A 19,193-nucleotide genomic window follows, 5' to 3' on the forward strand; every position below is an offset into this window, starting at 1 on the left:
AATGTAATTTATGGCAGGATGTACTTAACAAATTGAAAAAAATGAAAAAAGAATGGTTTAATTTTCAGGAAAAAATTGCACAGCACTTTAGAATCTTAGGTGTCCAAGCTGAAACAAATAAAACAATCAAAGGCGTAAGGACAGAGCATGATTTAGATGTCTATGTAACTTCAAAATACTTGGGAACTAATATCAAGTGGGTGATAGAAGCTAAATATTGGCAGACAAAAGTACCGAAGGAAAAAGTGCTAGCTCTACGCACTATTGTCGATGATATTGGGGCAGATAAAGGATTTATTATCTCACAAGTTGGATTTCAGTCAGGAGCAATTGAGGCATGTCAAAATACAAATATTCAACTATATACATTTGAGCAATTCGTTAGTCTTAGTAAGAGTTATATTCAGAACGAAATTCTTGATACTTATGTTCGTAGAGCAAGATTGCTCCATACTAGGTATTTTTCACATGCAAAAAGAATCCGAAAAGATTATGGTTTGAGAGGTGAAATCTATGAATTGGGATGTTTTTCAGGTGCTCAACTTTTAATGATCGTATTTGATATTTTAGAAAAAGCAAAAATAAATAAGTATCCAATTGATTTACAAACTCATATGGTAGAAAAAGTTGGAAATGATGCAGCTGAAGATTTTTTTGAACTAATTCAATGGTTAAATCTAAATCTTAATTGGCTAGATGAAAGACTTTTAAAGGCAGAATATAAAATGATGCAAGATGGTGTGTTTGAGCCTGATTTAATTGATCCTGATCTCAATCAAAAAACGTGGTATGAAATAGCTCAATCGATGAAAGGTCTAGAAGATGAGACTGTTCAACAAGCCATTCAAGATTTTCTAAAATTACGTTCAAAATAAACTATCTATTTAAAATAAAAAAAGCCCCTACATCAGTAGAGGCTTTTTTCATCTTAATCTAATAATTAAGACACTTTATCACCCGGTTTAGCACCAGATTCAGGTGAAATCACCCAAACACCGTCGCCATTACCCGCAGCGAGCACCATACCGTTAGAAATACCGAAACGCATCTTACGTGGAGCAAGGTTCGCCACCATTACTACCAATTTGCCTTTTAAGTCTTCAGGTTGATAGAACTCACGGATACCGCTAAACACGTTACGTGGCTCAGCTTCACCAACATTTAAAGTCAATTGAAGAAGTTTATCCGAACCTTCAACGTGAGCCGCTTCTAAAACTTCAGCCACACGTAGGTCAACTTTCATAAAGTCTTCGATACCGATAATTTCAGCTTCGCCAACTTTAGGTTCAGGTTTCTTTTCAGCTACTTTCTTCTCTTTTTTCTTCTCAGCTTTTGGTGCTTCAGCAGGCGCAGCTAAAGAATCTTTAGATGCATCGACCATAGCAGCCACAGCTTTCGGATCAACACGTTGCATCAATGGTTGGAACAATGCAATTTCGTGTGCAACCAATACTTGCTTACGAGATTCAAAATTGAAGCTGTCAAGCTGTAAGAACGCTTGAACTTGTTCTGCCAATGTTGGCAATACAGGCGCAAGGTACACCGCCAATTGACGGAATAGGTTAATACCCACTGAACACACATCATGAACTTGTTGTTCTTCACCTTCAATTTTTGCTAAAGCCCAAGGCTTTTTCTCATCAATATATTGGTTAGCTTTGTCCGCAAGCGCCATGATTTCACGAATCGCAGTTGAGAACTCACGAGCTTCATAAGCCTGAGCAATTGAATCACCAGCATCAATAAAGCTTTGAACCAACTCAGGCTCTGCACAAGTCGCAGACAATTTATTGTCAAATTTCGTGTTAATGAATTTCGCACAACGACTTGCGATGTTCACCACTTTACCAACAAGGTCAGAATTCACTTTTTGAACGAAATCATCAAGGTTCAAGTCAGAATCTTCAACTTTGTCAGAAAGTTTAGACGCAAAGTAGTAACGTAAATATTCAGGGTTTAAATGCTCTAAATACGTTTCCGCTTTAATGAACGTACCACGAGATTTTGACATCTTCTGACCGTTTACAGTCAAGAAACCGTTTACGAATAGGCTTGTCGGTGTACGGTAGTTGGCACCTTCAAGCATTGCAGGCCAGAACAATGCGTGGAAATACACGATGTCTTTACCAATGAAGTGATACACCTCATTTTTAGAATCTTTTTTCCAATAGTCATCAAAGCTTAAGTCAGGACGTTTAGTTTTGATGTAATTTTCAAAGCTCGACATATAGCCGATTGGCGCATCCACCCAAACGTAGAAATATTTGTTCGGTGCATCAGGGATTTCAAAACCAAAGTAAGGCGCATCACGCGAGATATCCCAATCTGACAAACCTGCTTCAAACCATTCATCAAGTTTGTTGGCAATCGATACAGGTAAACGACCTTCGTCACGTGTCCATTTTTGTAGGTATTCACCAAAGTTAGGCAGTTTAAAGAAGTAGTGATCTGAAGATTTCTCGACAGGTGTCGCACCGCTCAAAGTTGATTTTGGATTGAGTAATTCAGTTGCGTTGTAGGTTGTACCACATACTTCACATGAGTCGCCGTATTGATCTTCCGCTTTACATTTCGGGCAGGTGCCTTTAATAAAACGGTCAGACAAGAACATGCCTTTTTCAGGGTCGAATAACTGGGTTACAGGACGAACTGCAATATTTCCTGCTTCACGGTTCTTAATATAAATCTCAGAAGCACGTGCTTGGTTTTCAGCGCTGTTGGTTGAGTCGTAGTGATCGAAATCAACCTTGAAGCCGGCAAAGTCACGCTCATGTTCTTTTTGCACATTGGCAATTTGCTGTTCTGGAGTAATGCCGTTGGCTTCGGCACGTAGCATAATTGCTGTGCCGTGAGCATCGTCCGCGCAGACATAAGTCACGTTATGACCCATTGCACGCATCGCACGTACCCAAATATCTGCTTGGATATAACCGAGTAAGTGACCCATATGGATCGGGCCATTGGCGTATGGAAGGGCGTTAGTGACTAAGATATTACGCACGGATCTGACTCTCTCATTCGTATTTTATGCAATGGGCGATAATTTTACATGAGATAGGCGAGACTTGCATAAGCCTTTTGATGAATTCTTATTTATTAACAAAGTTAGAGCACGTGGAAAGGCTACTTTGTTACATACTTATCAGGGATAATAGATATCCTGCTATTCACCTGAGTGTTTGACGATGTATGACGATTTTGATGATTATGAAGATGAGCAACCTGTAAAACGCATCAAATTGAATGTGCAGGGCTTACCAACTCTGGGTAAGCAAATTCTTAATCAGGCACAGGATTATCTTGATCAAATCTCACAAGGCGAACATACACTTTTAGTCAATCATTTACGTGAACTTGCCCAGCAAGATGAATATTTTAATGTGCTTGCCGATCAGTTGGATCAACCTGTCGGTTCGAAAGTTGCCAATGATGCGTTAAATCTGATGCGCTTTTGGCAACAAATTCATGCTTATGAAGATGTGCAAAGTTTTAACTTACTTGATGTTATTAACACTGAAGCTTTTCAAAAAGATGTGTTGACCGCTTTCGATGCTATGCAGATCGATGAGCAGAATAAAGCCTTGCGTCGTCCTGTGATTATAGAAGCTTTTAAAATGTATAAACTCGGCTGTTATGCAGGTTGTGTACCATTACTTTATGCCCAACTTGAAGGTTTACTGACAGATGTGCTGATTCAACAAGGTTTCTTAAAGCAAAATGGCACGAAGTTAGTCGATGTTTATAAAATTGTACCGGGTTTGAAAGGCAATGAAATTAAGAGCCTTTGGCATAAATCTAAGATTGCCATTGAGCTTAATCCGTACTTTGCAGAACTCGCGGCTTATAAAATGGATTCAAGCTCGAATGTGACTGCGACACGTCATAATATTTTGCATGGCACGGATGTCGAGCATTTCACACAAGCACGAAGCTTTATTTTATTTATTTGGTTGTTTTCTGCATTGAACTTTATGTCGAGTATTCGCTCCTAAATTCATCATTTTCAAATCAAAAGTTACAGCGTAGTGTTGTTCTACATCATCATGTGAGAAATTGTAGTGATTCGAAACATTTACGATGAGCACTGCAAATCTTCGATATAACTAAGATTCACTATCAAAGCGATAAAGAGGATTGAAGATGTCGAATAATAAAATTGATGACTTAAAAAACAAAGCTTCAGAACTCGGCGATGATCTGAAATTGAAGGCGAAAGAAGCTGAGCTGAAAGGCGAGAAAGCATTGGATCAAGTGAAGCATGGTGCAGCAGAAGCCAAGCTTGAAGGTGAAAAAAAACTGAATGATCTTAAACATGATACGCAGCAAAATTCTTCTGAAGCGCATTCAACTTTAGATGATTTAAAACATAAAGCTGTAGATTTAAAAGAGCAAGCAGCAGATAAATTGCATGACCTGAAAGATCAAGCGAGTGAAAAATTTGCGGATCTTAAAGCAAAAGCATCAGAGAAAATTGATCAACTGAAAAAGTAAATTGATCACAAAAAAGCTCATCATCAGATGAGCTTTATTTTTTAATTTTTTCTAATCCATTCGATTTTTCTAATTTCATTATTCACCACAGTAAAGGTGTAAATCAGATCATGAAATTCGTAGGTATAGCTATACGCCATAAAACGATTTTTTCCTTCTTTCCATTCATAATTTTGTGTTGAAGTCGGCGTCTGCTTCATGTGTGAGCTTAATTTTGCATAAGAGTCACCTAAGCTGATGATTTGTCCAGAAGGAGTACGAAAACTTCGGGATTCATTGGCGGCATAGCTTAAAATTGGTAGAAGCAGCATTGTGCTCATTAAGGCAGTTATTGAGCGTGTATTTAATTTAAGTTTCAGATTTCTTTGTTTTAAAGACATATCGAAGTGTTATCTTGGTTTTATATTCTTTTCAATTTTAATTTGAAAAATTCGCTATTGTGTTGCTATTTGTTGAAAGCATGAATCACTTGCAACATGAATCAAGGCGTTTAACAGTGAAATCAAGTTTATAGCCTGTATCAATGACAGCATTCGCAATACGCCAATAAAAAAAATAAAAAAGCTGACGAATTTAGTTGGAATTCGACTAACATATTTCTAATCAAACGGGGGTCAATATATTGTTGCTTAACCTTGTTGATATTTCTCGTTAAACTATTCCTTTATCAGTTTCTGTCCAGACTTGGAGTACGGTATGTCGTGGCTTTCTTCACTCAAATCTGTTTTTTCACCCTCAAAGGAGGTGAATGAAGAGGCTGTACAACACGTATTACAACACTACGTTTTGCCGAATTCTGACAATTTTTTGAAAGATCGAATCACACAGGTCAATGTTGAAGGTGATGTACTGCAAATTACCATTAATACCGTGCCAAGTGAAAAAGATCAGTTACAGCAAATTCACGATGAACTTGCTGATGCTTTGGAAAAGTGTGGGATTAAAGAGCTGAATATGCATGTCATTCAGCAGAAAACAGGAAGTCATGCTCAACAACAAGGTGGCTGTGGGCACAACCATGCAGCAGGTGAAAGCTGTTCAAGTAAAAAAGCTGAGGCCCCAAAATCTAATCTGCCTCCTGTTGTAGATGCATCTGCAAGCCAAGATGCGGTAAAACAAGCGAATGCGAATTACCAACCTCAACAAGAAGAAGCACCGATTCAAAAAGCTGCACCACAGCAACGTGATGTACCTAAGCATCCACGTATCCAGAACGTGATTTTAGTTTCGTCAGGTAAGGGTGGTGTAGGGAAATCAACCACTACGGTAAATTTAGCTCTGGCATTACAAAAGCTCGGGCTGAAAGTAGGTGTGTTGGATGCAGATATCTATGGTCCAAGTATCCCAACGATGCTTGGCAATGCCGGTAAAACCCCAATGATCGAGGCAGAACATTTTGTACCGTTGGATGCTTTTGGTATGGCGGTGTTGTCAATTGGTCATCTGACAGGAGATCACAATACTCCTGTGGCTTGGCGTGGTCCAAAAGCAACAGGCGCATTGATGCAACTGTTCAACCAAACCCTTTGGCCTGATCTTGATGTATTAATGATCGACATGCCACCAGGAACAGGGGATATTCAATTAACTCTGGCACAACGTATTCCAGTGACCGGTGCAGTGATCGTGACGACACCACAAAATGTCGCATTGATGGATGCGACCAAAGGTATTGAATTGTTTAACCGTGTTCAAATTCCTGTGATGGGCGTGGTGGAAAATATGTCGACACATATTTGTTCAAACTGTGGCCATGAAGAGCAAATCTTTGGTACTGGTGGTGGCGATAAGTTATCGGAACAATACGATATTCCATTACTTGGACGTTTACCATTGAATGCGAAAATCCGAGAGCATGCCGATGAAGGTAAACCATCTGTATTGATTGGTGATGATGCAGCAGATAGTTATATTGAAATTGCACAGAAGATTGCAGCTGCATTGCCTAAAGCTGAAAGAGATCAAAGTCGGATTTTCTAAGTATTTGAAAAGACTCGATGTTAAACCTGTCTAAGTCTGACTTAGGCAGGTTTTTTTGTTGACCGTTCGTCGTTTTAGGATTATTTACTCTAATTTTTCTACCTAAAATATTTTGTGAAATTTCACGTTATATGGGTATAGAAATGCGTTCAATCACTGCAATGAAGATGGTTATGATTTCTCTCATTCTGTCAACGACAGCTTCTGCTGCCATTATTCCTTATGTTGATTATCCTGAAGAATTCCAAAAGAAATCTTTAAATATTCAGGTTCAAGAAGCTGAACAACAGTCAAACTAATGTTTGAACTCAGCATCACAGCGTGAATGGACTGTGATGCTGAATTTCATCGATGAAGAACGTGCTATAAGCATTTTTGCAAGAGTACATCATGTTTTTAAATTCGATCACATTGCGTGACTTCAGAGTTATAATTTAAATGACAAACTAACCTGATGAAAAATATTACAAAAAAATTGTGTTTCATTCTTGAGAAATTTTCACACAAATAATATTTTGCCAATTGAAATAATCCTGATTAATCTGAGCGCATTATCAGCGAGGTCATCCTATGATTTCATGGCTCTTTATTGCGTTGGTTACCACGATTTTATTCACACCCGGACCAACCAATACTTTACTTGCATCTTCAGGCATACAGGTAGGTATTAAAAAGTCATTTCGCTTAATACCCGCGGAAGCATTAGGCTATCTTATTGCCATCACTGCATGGGGATTTTTAATTGGTCGTGTCACCACTCATTTGCCAATTTTGCCAGTGATATTAAAATTATTTAGTTCATTCTATATTATCTATCTGGCCATCAAATTATGGCGCACTGCCAACGTAGAACATCAGTTGAATCAGCCCACCATCAAAGCTTCTGAATTATTCTGTGCAACTTTACTCAATCCTAAAGCTTTGCTTTTTGCCTCGGCTATTTTCCCTGCTATTGTTTGGGTGAGTGTAGATTATTATATTGCGCACATGTTGATGTTTATTTTATTGATCCTACCCATCGCTTTTATTTGGACACTCATTGGGTCGCTGTTAGCCAATAATAAAATTAAATGGGTAAACCAGTCCAATATGCAAAAAACAGCATCCTTAGTCCTGATGAGTTTCTCAATTCCAATGAGTTATTCTGCATTGTTAAGTCTTTAAGATGATTCACCGCAGCAGACTGAACAGGAATACAAATCGTGGGTTATTTCCATTGACGGGGTTTTCAGTTAAAGTACAGCGCAGTAATTGAATATGTATTCTGGGAATAAATAAATGGCTATTAAGTCTGATCGTTGGATTCGCGAAATGAGCGAAAAACACGGCATGATTGAACCGTATGCAGAAAACCAAGTTCGTTTAGATGAAAATGGTCAAAAACTCATTTCATATGGCGTTTCAAGCTATGGTTATGATGTTCGTTGTGCGCGTGAGTTCAAAGTGTTCACAAACGTTCACTCTGCTATTGTTGACCCAAAAAATTTCGATGATAAAAGTTTTATCGATATCGAAGCTGACGTGTGTATTATTCCACCTAACTCATTTGCGCTTGCTCGTACAGTAGAATACTTCCGTATCCCACGTAATGTCTTGACGGTGTGTTTAGGTAAATCAACCTATGCGCGTTGCGGTATTATTGTAAACGTGACGCCACTTGAGCCTGAGTGGGAAGGTCATGTGACCTTGGAATTTTCAAATACAACCAATTTACCTGCACGTATTTATGCTGGTGAAGGTGTTGCTCAAATGTTGTTCTTTGAGTCTGATGAAGTGTGCGAAACATCTTATAAAGATCGTGGTGGAAAATATCAAGGTCAAACAGGTGTAACTTTACCTAAAACCTAAGTATTGAATTGTAAGACTTCATGCAAAAAGCAAACTCAATGAGTTTGCTTTTTTTATAAGTATTTGAAAAATTGAATTTATTCATTTATCGGAAAAAATGCCAACCCAATCGCAATTTTTTGCAAATTCTACTTCATTTATATACTATAAATTGTGATGTAATCTTAATATTAAAAGAGAAGCATGGAATTCTTCTCTGAACAATTAAAAATATAAATATGGTGCAAGGCATCGTATACGGGAAGGTCGAGATGGCACTTAATTATACGAACATATTTAATCAGACTTTACTTGCAAGTTTAATGACGCTTACTACGGTTTCGGTCTATGCATTGCAGCCTCTTTCGGATGAAAATTTAAGTGCGACGACTGGTGAGGGTGTCGCCATGATTCCTCAAGATGCTTATTTTGTTTTTCAAGGGGAAAATTCAACTGCGGCAGATTTAATGAATCGCCAAAAAGATACCGGATATATTCATCTCATTCCAGTGGGTCCTTTAACGGATGCGGCATTGGATACCAATAAAAATGGAACAGTAGGTTCAGAAGATCATTCCGTGGGTAAGGCTGATTTGTTCGTGTATGGTCTCGCATTGTCTAAATCTGATAATAATCATAATACGCGCTTAGCTGCGACAGACAAAGATGCACGTATAGGATCATGGGGAACAGCAACCAATCCATGGCTACTTCGAGTTGGTACTGAAAATCAGGTTCCAAATTTTGATTTAAATAAAACATGTATAAGTAATGATCCTAGCTGTCAGGTTCCATTCTTGACGCTTGAAGCTCCATTGATGGACACAGTTCGTCCTACGGATGCAGCCAGTGGTCTTGATGCTTACAGATTGAAGATGGCCATGTGGGCGGATGCTTTTGTGCTTGATCCTTCTCGTAAAGAAGGGGATCCACTACTTTACCAATTGGGTGAAAAAGCAGGAACGAGTAATGCGGATCGTGCTAATCGACTTCGTTTACAGGCCATTTGGAATAATTTTTCCATTAATGGAAGTAATATAAAAATCTTTCAAACTTTAAATGGTGCAAGTAACCAAGCAGGCATGAGTGCATTTTATAACAACACCTTGGGTGTTGCTGGACTTGTGCGTTTGAACTCAGGTGATGGTCAAAATCTGACGACGGGGAATAAAACAGCCAATATTCTCAGATTGAGTACGCGTGAAACATCAGACACTCCTAATTTACAAACCCCTGCCATCAACAATACTCTGGCACCAGTATTTGATGCCAATGAGGGTATCTTTATTCATAATTTGAATGCCAATATCGTATTGGGTTCACTCTATCAGCCTTTGATTCTAGGATCTGATGGTAAAAACTTTAGTTTGGAACTCACGCGTATTCCAAATAAACCTGAAATTTATAAAAAAATATACACAGATTATAGCAATCCAAACTCGACAGAATATGCGGGCTCAACCTGTAACTTTTATAAATGTGGTAACAATGGTTTGAATGGCTATCAAGGGACGAATGCAACACATAGCAGTATCACTATTGGAAGTACTTCTTATAACGCTGCGAATAATACTTTAAGTGCTTATAAAGGATCAGATGCAGTAGGTGTAAGTTTTGGTGCAGTCAATCCAATTCCCCAAACGCCTAATGCCGCATTGCCACCTTCAAATTTTAAAAATATGGGTTCTGCGGTTATTGATGGTGTTCTTATTCAGCATATGAAAATCACCACAAAAGGATTATAGGAGAGCATTCATGAAAAATTCATTAGTCGCTGTCCTATTCAGTGTTATAGCATCAATGACTTATGCTCTTGAGCCCATGTCAGATGAAGCTTTAAAAAATGTTGAAGGACAAGCTGGAGCTGATCTCTCATTAAAACTTTCTTTAAACCAAAAGTTAGTGACTGAGAATAATGTTCAACGTTATGTGTTTGATGATGCACTGTGTAAGGATGTTGAATATTGTCGTCTCGCGCTTGCTGTCAATAATCGCTATATCAAAGATGGTCAAGCAAGTAGTACGGATGGTTTTAAATTATGGCTTGTTTTTAAAGGGATTCAGGGCACTCTAAATATTCAAAAGATTGGCTTGGATGGTGTAGATCTCAGCTATAAAAATGATTCTGGTACTGATCAGCTTAAAGCAGCGATGCAACTGAGCTTTGATGCATCGAAGCCAATTCAAATTCGTAATTTTGGTTTTGATGCTTTGGCTTTTGGTCAGGATAAATTTACCAGTAATGCCACCACTGAGGGTGTAGGAACAAGTCCTGCTGACTATGGTTACCTGCAAGTGACACGTTATGATTCATCTAATGCTCCTCGTTCTGCATATGACCATGGGCGAGAAACTGGTTTTATGGGTTTAAAAATGAATGGTAATTTAGCTGTTCAGGGTAAAGTCATGATGTTTGGTTGTGACGGCAGTCACCAGCGTTGTTGAAATTAAACATGCATAAGGAAATGTGATGAACAATAAAAAATATAATCACAGCTCATTGCTGGTTATGAATGCATTAAGCCTGAGTATCTTGCTTGCAAGTGGTCATGCCATAGCTTTAGAAGTGATGCATGATGAAGCTTTGCGAAATGTAAATGGTCAAGATGGTGTGCATATCTCGACAACATTGACTGAAGCCAACATGGATCAGGTCTATTGGCAAGATCAAGCTGGTCGTGGTAGTAGTGGAGCAACCAATAATACATTGAAGGCAACAGCAGATAATGTCTCTATTCGAAAAAGTAATGTCTCTAATCAAACATTAGGGGCAGATATTAAAATTAATGCTGGAAGCAATGCGAACCAAGCAGGTTTAGACTTCAATGCCAGTGTGACACCTGCTTTAGTGACCATGAATAATCTCAGAATTTGTGATAACGAGAGTTCAAGCCGTTGTAGTTTTTCAATGGGTCAATTGGCTTTACAAACTACTTCGAATACTGATTTATCACTTAGAACGATTCACGGATTATTCAGCAAAGAGAATCTTAGCGAAATCGCACTAGGGATTAAAAATGCCAATATCTATTTAGGGCAGACTGACGCACGAAACCAACTCAACCAACTTGTTTTAAACAACTTCAATTTCAACTTCAAAGCACGTGGTGCCATGTTTGTGGATGAAGTTGAGGGATTGAGAATGCAGTCGAATACACGTACAGGGTCGACAGATAATGTTGCCGGTATGAGTAGTACGCCTAATGATAATTTGGGTTATGTGGATTTAAACCGTGTTGCAAATTCGGCTTCAAAAAAAGCAGGATTTATTAACACAGGAACCTATGGCAATGGTAAGTCAGGTGCTGAGGGTGAAACAACAAACTCAGGTCTAAATATTGAAGTAATGTTGAATAAGAACGTGAGTTCAAATGACCCATATGCTTTAAATAGCAATACGAATAATCCTCAAGGAGCTAAAGGTCTCATACGTGTAGGTGCCAGCGGGCGAATGGTCAATTCATCGTTGCAATTTCGTGGTACAAAAGGCAATGAAAGTGTTCTAGGAAATGCCAATAGTCCAACGGCTTCATCCAGTAATAGTGTAATTGGTGATTCTGGAATCGGATTCCGTATGAAAGCTGACTTTACCAAAGACAATGATTCAATGCTCGGAAGTGATGGACAAGCAACGACTTTAGAAATTGGTGGGGCAGGTCTAAATGCATACGGTTTTGAGTTTAGTAACTTAACAGGGTTAAGACCAAATACTCGAGCATCTTTTGACAGTGGTAATGTGTATCTCAATTTAGCCGATACAAAAACACTGCGCTTACCTGAAAACGAAGTGTTCCAAAAAAGTCGTTTTGGTAATGGAAGTTATTTAACCTTAGCAACTGATTATCAGCACCAAATTCATAATGCAGTAACAGGTGATAATCCATACAGCTTGATTGCTACGATTCGTGGTGCTGAATTTCAGTCTATTTCCCGCCGTGGACGTTTTACCAATAGTGCAGGAACACCAGCAGCTAACTTGTTTGCGAATACAAATGTTAAAAATGAGTGGGGTTTGGCACTGCCTTTTTATAATCTGAATGCCAATCTTGCTCTATATGGAACATCAGTTCGTGCAGATCAAGCTTTTTATTACACTTTAGCAGGCTCCAATGTTGTTAAAAACATGATTGCTACAACGGGTAATACCTCAAGAATTGGTTTGTCTTTTGCAATGAGTACCTCTGGGGTAGACCGAGCTAATGGTCAAGCGCTAGGTAATAAAACCACGTCAATTTTAGTGGTTGATGGCGGTAAGGTAGGCAGTGGAGATACGACAACATCAACAGATTACTATATGGGTTTACGTAATATTGATCTGTACGCGAAGGGCACAGGAAATATGGGCGTAGAAAATGGTAGTGTAAATGTCAGCTTGCGCGATATGTTGATTGTTCTATCAACAGAAGTTGCTGCGGGATATCTGCCAGGTACCATTTATAAAACCTGTAAATTAAATAGTGGAGCAGCAGGATGTGCTACGCGAAGTTCATCACCAGACAACAATTTTGCTTTAGCTGATGATGTGATGTTTGTTGTCAAATCACGTCTTGGTGGTGATGTTGATTTTTCTTTAATTCCAAATAATGCTGCTGAAGATGGTCAGAACTTAAATTTTGTAGGTGAATTAGAGCTGAAAGGTGACAATAACACCTTTCAAATTACCGATCCTCATAATGGTTCAACACTTGGTTTAGACCGTTTGACAGGTAAAATTGCATTTAATAATGCATTGGTTGTTAGTAAAGATCAAAATGGTGCGGGACAATTTGGTGTGAATGCTGCCTTGATGTTCAATCCTCAAAAGACAACTTCGGGTGTTTTTAGAGCAAGAGACATCAACTTCTATCCTCCAACTGTAGGTGCTGGCGCTCGTTTAGGCGAATTGGCTATTACTGGCGGTCGCTTGAATAGTGAATTGCGCATTACACCTCGAAATTAATAAGTAAATATGGAAAGTTGAGGGACAGACTCATGAATATGATAAAAACAAAACGATTCAGTTTGCTTATTTTGACCACTGCGGTGGGATTCTCGTGTTTTGCTATGCAACCATTAGATGATCAGTCTCTTTCATCTACTACTGGTCAAGATGGGATCAGCATTGGTATTGGAATGGATGAGATCGAGTTCACACAGGCTGCGATCATTGATCAAGACGGAATTAAAGATCCAATATTAGGAAAAAATTATTCACAAGCAGCTGGATTAGTGGTCGCAGGTCCAACTGGTAATCCAATTCAGGTTCAATTTTTAGGTCATACCCCTGGTTCGTCTACAATCAATGCAAAAATTGATACAGACGGAGGCAATGGCACGCCATTTGCCAATATAGGTATCACTTTTGCGGAGCAAATTACAGGGTTTAAATTGAGTCCATTCGCACTTTATATCGCCAGCAGTAATCAGGTGTCTAGTGCTACACAAACTAAATCGATTTATAATGATCTGAAGCAATTGGTGCCTGGTGTCGCTAAAATTTTAGAAATAGGCAGTGCTGATAGAAACTTTGAAATTACATTAAATCAATCCCAACGTCCTCAGATCAATGTTCAATTAGGCAATGTGCCACAAGGCTACATGGTCCAGTTTGGAGGCGCAATACAATCAATCTGTGGCACAGGCTCAGGCTGTCCTATTGCATTCGTATCTGGTAATTCTTCTGCAAAATTCGATTTTCAGGCTAAAGCTACTGATCAAAACAATGGCTTTTCATTATCTGGTTTCCATGCAGGTGTTGCACCTTTAGGTATTTACATCGGAAATACAGGACAATCTAGTAAAATGAATGTTGGTCTCAACAATGTGATCTTGGGACGTGAGGGGGCGAGTAGTCCGACGGTCTTTAATGGTTTAGCGAATGGCTCAATGGGGAGCTTTGGGGCTATTGGTACATCTGTGAAAGATTTGAAAGTGAATATCAACGGTCTATAAAAAATCCCGCGAATAGCGGGATTTTTTATGCTCAAATTATTGGGCGATTTTAGCGAGTATTTCTTCTTTACTCAGGTTGCTTGATTCAGTATCAGAACGACCTTTGTACTCAAAAGTACCAGCATCTAAACCTTTTTCACCGATAACAATACGGTGCGGAATACCTGTAATTTCGATATCGGAGAATTTAACGCCTGGTCGTTCATCACGGTCATCTAAAAGCACGTCATAACCAGCAGCTTGAAGTTCTGTATAAAGTGCTTCAGCAGCCTCTACAGTACGAGGTGATTTATGAGCATTCATCGGAACGATTGCGACATGGAAAGGTGCAATAGCAGCAGGCCAAATAATTCCTTTTTCATCGTAATTTTGTTCAATGGCAGCCGCGACTACGCGAGTCACCCCAATTCCATAACAACCCATTGTTACAGTGAATGGTTTACCATCCTTACCTAATACTTTGCAGCCCAGAGCTTCAGAGTATTTTTGACCTAATTGGAAAATATGACCAACTTCAATACCACGTTTAATTTGAAGTACACCTTTACCATCTGGAGATGGATCACCCTCAACAACATTGCGAAGATCATAAACTTCAGTGAATTGAGCATCACGCTCCCAGTTCACACCCGTCGCATGTTTGTTTGCTTCGTTTGCACCTGCAACAAAATCAGACAAAACTGATGCTGCTCGGTCAACGATGACATTAATCCCTTTTTCGACTAAACCTTGAGGACCAACAAAACCAGCGGTTAAGCCTAAAGCACTCAGTTGTTCTTCAGTTGCAAATGCAAGTGGTGATGCAATCAGCGGATGTTTCTCAGCTTTGATTTCGTTTAGCTCATGGTCACCACGAAGGAACAGTGCCACGACAGGCGCAGTTTTACCTTCTTCAGCGACTCCTTGTACCAACAAAGCTTTGACAGACTGTTTTGCATCAGTACCTAAGAAAGCGGATACATCGGCTATAGTTTTTTGATTTGGTGTTTCAACAATTTTTAATTCTTGAGTTGGTGCAGCACGCTCACCTACAAGAATCGCTTCAGCCATTTCAATATTGGCTGCATAATCTGATTCAGTTGAGAATGCAATATCATCTTCACCGCTAGATGCCAATACATGGAATTCATGCGAACCTGAACCGCCAATTGAACCTGTATCCGCCTGAACTGGACGGAAGTCTAAACCTAAACGAGTAAAAATACGGCAATAGGCATCGTACATCGTGTCGTAAGTTTCTTGTAATGAGGCTTGATCTGCATGGAATGAGTAGGCATCTTTCATCACGAATTCACGAGAGCGCATAACGCCAAAACGAGGACGCACTTCATCACGGAATTTAGTTTGAACTTGGTAGAAATTAGCGGGTAATTGTTTATAACTTTTGAGTTCGTTACGTGCTAAATCAGTAATGACTTCTTCATGTGTAGGACCGAGAACAAACGGGTTGTTGTGACGGTCATTAAAGCGTAAAAGTTCTGGACCATATTGCACATAGCGACCAGATTCTTCCCATAAACTTGCTGGTTGGGTCACAGGCATCAATACTTGTAGTGAACCAGCACGGTCCATTTCTTCGCGAACAATCGCTTCGACTTTATTTAACACACGTACGCCCATTGGCAACCAAGAATATAATCCTGAAGCCAATTTACGAATCATACCCGCACGAAGCATCAGCTGATGAGAGATTACTTCAGCATCACTTGGGGTTTCTCTTAACGTTGCAAATAAAAAGCGACTCGCGCGCATGGAATTTGTCCTAATAATGAGCGTTAAAGCATAAGATTATACGATAAAAAATGAGGTGAGCATTTTGAATGACACCTCATGACAATTCTCTACATTATGACATGAATTTTCGTGTTTGACGTACCATAAAATTCTTAAAGTCATCTAAGTAAGTAAAGATAACGGGAACGACAACTAAGGTCAGCAGGGTAGAGGTAATGACGCCCCCAATGACAGCATGCGCCATCGGAGCACTTTGTTCACCTCCTTCACCCAAGCCTAATGCCAATGGCACCATACCCATGACCATCGCACTCGTGGTCATCAAAATGGGTCTAAGTCGTGTTTTACCTGCAGCAATAATGGCATCAAAACGTGTCTGACCGCGATCAATAGCTTTCTTAATAAAGTCAATGAGGAGAATCGCATTCTTGGTTACTAATCCCATTAACATGATGATGCCAATAATGGAAAATAAATTCATTGTTGAGTTAAATAAGAATAATGCAAGGAATACCCCGACCAATGACAATGGTAATGAGGCCATGATCGCCGCAGGATGAATAAAACTATTGAATTGAGAGCCTAAAACAATATAGATAAATACAATAGAAAGTGTAACAGCTGTAACAGCGTACCCAATCGATTCTTCCATATCTGCGTTTGCACCTTGTGTTTCAAAACCATAGCCGGCAGGCATCTCGAAGTTATCTTGTAATGCTTTAATATCTCGACCAATATCACCTGCAGGTCGACCTGAAGTATTGGCTTCAACCATGACTTCACGTGCTAAATCACGACGGTTGATTTGAGATGCACCATAACTTTCTTGTGTGCTTGTTACGCTTGAGAGCGGAACCAAGATCGGTTGATTATTCGCATCCACTTTTTGCGATTTTAAATATAAATTATTGATGTCACTTGGAAGCGTACGTTGATCTTCAGAGAGGCGCAAATTGACATCATAGGTTTCACCTTTTTCGTCTTTCCACGTCGTTACATCATCACCAGCAAGGAGAGGACGGATCACATTGGCAATTTGGCTGACTGATAATCCTAAATCGTTTGCAAGTACACGATTTACATGCACTTCAAGGGTAGGTTTAGGCTCTTTGAGCGAGCTTTCTAAATCGACGACACCATCAATTTTTGCCATTTCCACCATGAAGCGATCAGAAATTTTTTGTAATTCATCTAGCTCAGGCCCTTTGATGGAAATCATGACAGGCTTTTGACCACCAGACACAGTTTCATCCGCTGAAGCTATAGAGGTGAGGGTAATACCCGCCACTGTTTGTAGTCGATCACGAAACTCATTGGTTAAATCAGTCAGTGTCTGAGAGCGCTCTTGGCGAGGACTTAAACTGACTCGGATGCTTACGTGGTTTTTCCCGCGATCAGTCACCCCATTAATAACGCCGTACGTTCCTTTAACCTCTGGATGCTGGCGAATAATAGATTCAACTTGTTTTAACTTTGCCTGAGAGTATTCGAGTGAAGCATCTACGGGCGTTTCAAATTTGATCCGAATTTCACCTTTATCTGGAACTGGTACAAACTCTGTTCCCACCATTTTTGATAGCGCGAGCGCGCCAAACAGTGAAGCAACAGCAACGACAATTGTTATAAAGCGGAATCTTAGAGCCAGTTTTAGCAGCTTCTCGTACACTTCATTTAATGAATCAAGTTTATTTGAGATCCCATTGAAGAAGCGTTTCAATGCGCTCGGTTTTTTATTTGGATGATGACGTTCAGCCCAGTGAGCTGAGAGCATTGGATCGAGCGTAAAACTGACAAACATTGAGATCAGTACGGCGGTACTCACTGTCACGCCAAATTGGTAGAAGAAACGACCGATAATACCGCCCATGAATGCAACTGGTAAGAACACCGCAACAATAGTCAAAGTGGTTGCGAGAACTGCCAGCCCAATTTCTTTGGTTCCATCTAAAGCAGCAGTCACATGATCTTTCCCCATATCAGCATGGCGGACAATATTTTCACGTACCACAATTGCATCATCAATAAGAAGACCAATACTTAAAGACAGGGCAAGAAGAGTCATCATATTGATGGTAAAACCAAAAGCCCAAATGAACGTTAATGTACCAAGTAAGGCGATTGGCAGGGTAAGGCCTGTAATAATCGTCGATCTAAATGAACCTAAAAACAGTAGAACGATGATAACCGCAAGTACACCACCTTCAATAATTGTACGGGCAACATCACCAATACTTGCTCGTATGCCTCGAGATGTATCGACAACTACTTTCAATGTTGTCCCTTTCGGGAGTTGTTGTTCTATACGGTTTAGTGTTTTATAAGCCGCATCTACAACATCAATTACATTTGAATCAGAGCTTCTGAGAATATCCAACGCGACAGCATTTTGACCGTTAATGAATGCACTCGACTCGAGTTCAGCTTGGCTGTCGTAAATTTCAGCTACTTGTTTTAAGTAGATTGGCGTGCCATTTTTACTCGCGACGATGAGATCCCCAAAGGATTGGGGATGAATTACTCTTGATTTAATTTCAACGACCAGCTCTGAATTTGACTGTTTGAGTGTGCCCCCAGGGACTTCAATGTTTTCGCCTTTTAGTGTGTTAATGACTTGATCAACGCCAACACCAAGACTTTGTAATTTTTGTGGATTAACTTCAATACGAATTTGACGCTGCGAGTCACCTAGCAGGTTAACTGTACCTACCCCACGAACAGTTCTCAATTGAGGAACAATTTTTTGATCTAAATAAGAGCTGAGCTCTCGGAGTGACATATTCTCAGACTCAAATACCACCGACATGATGGCACCTGCTGAAGGGTCATAGCGCTCAACAATAGGATCAGTAATTTCATCACGAAATTCAGCTGTCACTGGCGCAATTTTGTCTCGAATATCTTGAGCTGCAACGGTTGAAGGAACATCCAAATTAAACTCAGTGATAATTGTAGAGAGTCCTTCACTCGACTGCGATATCACTTGTTTAACACCTGAAATTGTATTGATCTGATCTTCCATCTTTTTGGTAATTTCAGATTCAACAGTTTCAGGAGAAGCACCTGGGTAAGTGGTATACACGACCACAAATGGGAAATCGACATCAGGGAATTCTTCAACTCCCATTCGTTGCCATGATGATAAGCCCAATACCATCAGGCATAGCATCATCATGATCGTAAAGACAGGATATTTCACACTGATTCGAGTTAACCACATAGTTCAGATCCTG

The 19,193-nt window shown here is 39.6% G+C and carries 14 protein-coding genes and 1 pseudogene; 11 read left to right on the forward strand and 4 right to left on the reverse strand.

Annotated features, from left to right (window positions below; all coding sequences use genetic code 11):
- The first annotated feature begins 41 nt into the window (after positions 1-41).
- A complete protein-coding gene (locus AC1M9E_RS03140; RefSeq protein ID WP_488225015.1) occupies positions 42-875 on the forward strand; it encodes a restriction endonuclease in 834 nt (277 codons plus the stop codon).
- Between the two features lie 65 nt (positions 876-940).
- Here AC1M9E_RS03140 and metG read toward each other — a convergent pair whose 3' ends face one another.
- Positions 941-3,001, reverse strand: coding sequence for a methionine--tRNA ligase (metG, locus tag AC1M9E_RS03145; RefSeq protein ID WP_488225016.1), 2,061 nt, complete (start codon positions 2,999-3,001; stop codon positions 941-943).
- A 184-nt stretch (positions 3,002-3,185) separates the two neighbouring features.
- On the opposite strand from metG, the gene AC1M9E_RS03150 reads away from it, so the two are divergent.
- Complete coding sequence (locus AC1M9E_RS03150) at positions 3,186-3,992, forward strand: hypothetical protein (protein ID WP_481953436.1); 807 nt, start codon at positions 3,186-3,188, stop codon at positions 3,990-3,992.
- 148 nt (positions 3,993-4,140) lie between these two features.
- Complete coding sequence (locus tag AC1M9E_RS03155) at positions 4,141-4,491, forward strand: hypothetical protein (RefSeq protein WP_092766966.1); 351 nt, start codon at positions 4,141-4,143, stop codon at positions 4,489-4,491.
- Positions 4,492-4,532: 41 nt separating this feature from the next.
- Here AC1M9E_RS03155 and AC1M9E_RS03160 read toward each other — a convergent pair whose 3' ends face one another.
- Positions 4,533-4,871 (reverse strand): hypothetical protein, encoded by a 339-nt coding sequence (locus AC1M9E_RS03160; protein WP_488225017.1) that lies wholly within the window; start codon positions 4,869-4,871, stop codon positions 4,533-4,535.
- A 316-nt stretch (positions 4,872-5,187) separates the two neighbouring features.
- Between AC1M9E_RS03160 and apbC the strand changes: the two genes are divergently transcribed.
- The 8 genes and pseudogenes from apbC to AC1M9E_RS03200 all read left to right on the forward strand — a co-directional run bounded on the left by apbC (position 5,188) and on the right by AC1M9E_RS03200 (position 14,229).
- Complete coding sequence (apbC, locus tag AC1M9E_RS03165; protein ID WP_481587283.1) at positions 5,188-6,471, forward strand: iron-sulfur cluster carrier protein ApbC; 1,284 nt, start codon at positions 5,188-5,190, stop codon at positions 6,469-6,471.
- A gap of 143 nt (positions 6,472-6,614) precedes the next feature.
- On the forward strand, positions 6,615-6,770 hold the full coding sequence (locus tag AC1M9E_RS03170) for a hypothetical protein (RefSeq protein ID WP_179999384.1): 156 nt from the start codon (positions 6,615-6,617) through the stop codon (positions 6,768-6,770).
- Positions 6,771-7,041: 271 nt separating this feature from the next.
- On the forward strand, positions 7,042-7,635 hold the full coding sequence (locus AC1M9E_RS03175) for a LysE family translocator (RefSeq protein WP_180028060.1): 594 nt from the start codon (positions 7,042-7,044) through the stop codon (positions 7,633-7,635).
- A gap of 114 nt (positions 7,636-7,749) precedes the next feature.
- On the forward strand, positions 7,750-8,319 hold the full coding sequence (gene dcd / locus AC1M9E_RS03180; protein ID WP_004694514.1) for a dCTP deaminase: 570 nt from the start codon (positions 7,750-7,752) through the stop codon (positions 8,317-8,319).
- A 251-nt stretch (positions 8,320-8,570) separates the two neighbouring features.
- Positions 8,571-9,947 (forward strand): annotated as a pseudogene (locus AC1M9E_RS03185) (hypothetical protein); the annotation flags it as partial.
- 106 nt (positions 9,948-10,053) lie between these two features.
- On the forward strand, positions 10,054-10,743 hold the full coding sequence (locus AC1M9E_RS03190; protein WP_179999378.1) for a hypothetical protein: 690 nt from the start codon (positions 10,054-10,056) through the stop codon (positions 10,741-10,743).
- A 25-nt stretch (positions 10,744-10,768) separates the two neighbouring features.
- Positions 10,769-13,237, forward strand: coding sequence for a DUF6160 family protein (locus AC1M9E_RS03195; protein WP_488225018.1), 2,469 nt, complete (start codon positions 10,769-10,771; stop codon positions 13,235-13,237).
- A gap of 32 nt (positions 13,238-13,269) precedes the next feature.
- Entirely contained in the window at positions 13,270-14,229 is a 960-nt protein-coding gene (locus AC1M9E_RS03200; RefSeq protein ID WP_488225019.1) for a DUF6160 family protein, read from the forward strand.
- A gap of 36 nt (positions 14,230-14,265) precedes the next feature.
- Here the strand turns inward: AC1M9E_RS03200 and AC1M9E_RS03205 are convergent, their stop codons facing one another.
- Both AC1M9E_RS03205 and AC1M9E_RS03210 read right to left on the reverse strand, forming a co-directional pair.
- Positions 14,266-15,981 carry a proline--tRNA ligase gene (locus AC1M9E_RS03205; protein WP_481607740.1) on the reverse strand — a complete coding sequence of 572 codons (1,716 nt, stop codon included), beginning with the start codon at positions 15,979-15,981 and terminating at the stop codon, positions 14,266-14,268.
- 94 nt (positions 15,982-16,075) lie between these two features.
- Positions 16,076-19,180 (reverse strand): efflux RND transporter permease subunit, encoded by a 3,105-nt coding sequence (locus tag AC1M9E_RS03210; RefSeq protein ID WP_481607739.1) that lies wholly within the window; start codon positions 19,178-19,180, stop codon positions 16,076-16,078.
- Positions 19,181-19,193 lie beyond the last annotated feature (13 nt).

The organism is Acinetobacter sp. 24-47-47 (assembly GCF_057737035.1).

Bases quoted from the DNA above. Each gene is read 5' to 3' on its own strand.
- AC1M9E_RS03140 (WP_488225015.1), top strand. From the start codon at position 42: ATGAAAAAAGAATGGTTTAATTTTCAGGAAAAAATTGCACAGCACTTT.
- AC1M9E_RS03150 (WP_481953436.1), top strand. From the start codon at position 3,186: ATGTATGACGATTTTGATGATTATGAAGATGAGCAACCTGTAAAACGC.
- AC1M9E_RS03155 (WP_092766966.1), top strand. From the start codon at position 4,141: ATGTCGAATAATAAAATTGATGACTTAAAAAACAAAGCTTCAGAACTC.
- AC1M9E_RS03160 (WP_488225017.1), bottom strand. From the start codon at position 4,871: ATGTCTTTAAAACAAAGAAATCTGAAACTTAAATTAAATACACGCTCA.
- apbC (WP_481587283.1), top strand. From the start codon at position 5,188: ATGTCGTGGCTTTCTTCACTCAAATCTGTTTTTTCACCCTCAAAGGAG.
- AC1M9E_RS03170 (WP_179999384.1), top strand. From the start codon at position 6,615: ATGCGTTCAATCACTGCAATGAAGATGGTTATGATTTCTCTCATTCTG.
- AC1M9E_RS03175 (WP_180028060.1), top strand. From the start codon at position 7,042: ATGATTTCATGGCTCTTTATTGCGTTGGTTACCACGATTTTATTCACA.
- dcd (WP_004694514.1), top strand. From the start codon at position 7,750: ATGGCTATTAAGTCTGATCGTTGGATTCGCGAAATGAGCGAAAAACAC.
- AC1M9E_RS03190 (WP_179999378.1), top strand. From the start codon at position 10,054: ATGAAAAATTCATTAGTCGCTGTCCTATTCAGTGTTATAGCATCAATG.
- AC1M9E_RS03195 (WP_488225018.1), top strand. From the start codon at position 10,769: ATGAACAATAAAAAATATAATCACAGCTCATTGCTGGTTATGAATGCA.
- AC1M9E_RS03200 (WP_488225019.1), top strand. From the start codon at position 13,270: ATGAATATGATAAAAACAAAACGATTCAGTTTGCTTATTTTGACCACT.
- AC1M9E_RS03205 (WP_481607740.1), bottom strand. From the start codon at position 15,981: ATGCGCGCGAGTCGCTTTTTATTTGCAACGTTAAGAGAAACCCCAAGT.
- AC1M9E_RS03210 (WP_481607739.1), bottom strand. From the start codon at position 19,180: ATGTGGTTAACTCGAATCAGTGTGAAATATCCTGTCTTTACGATCATG.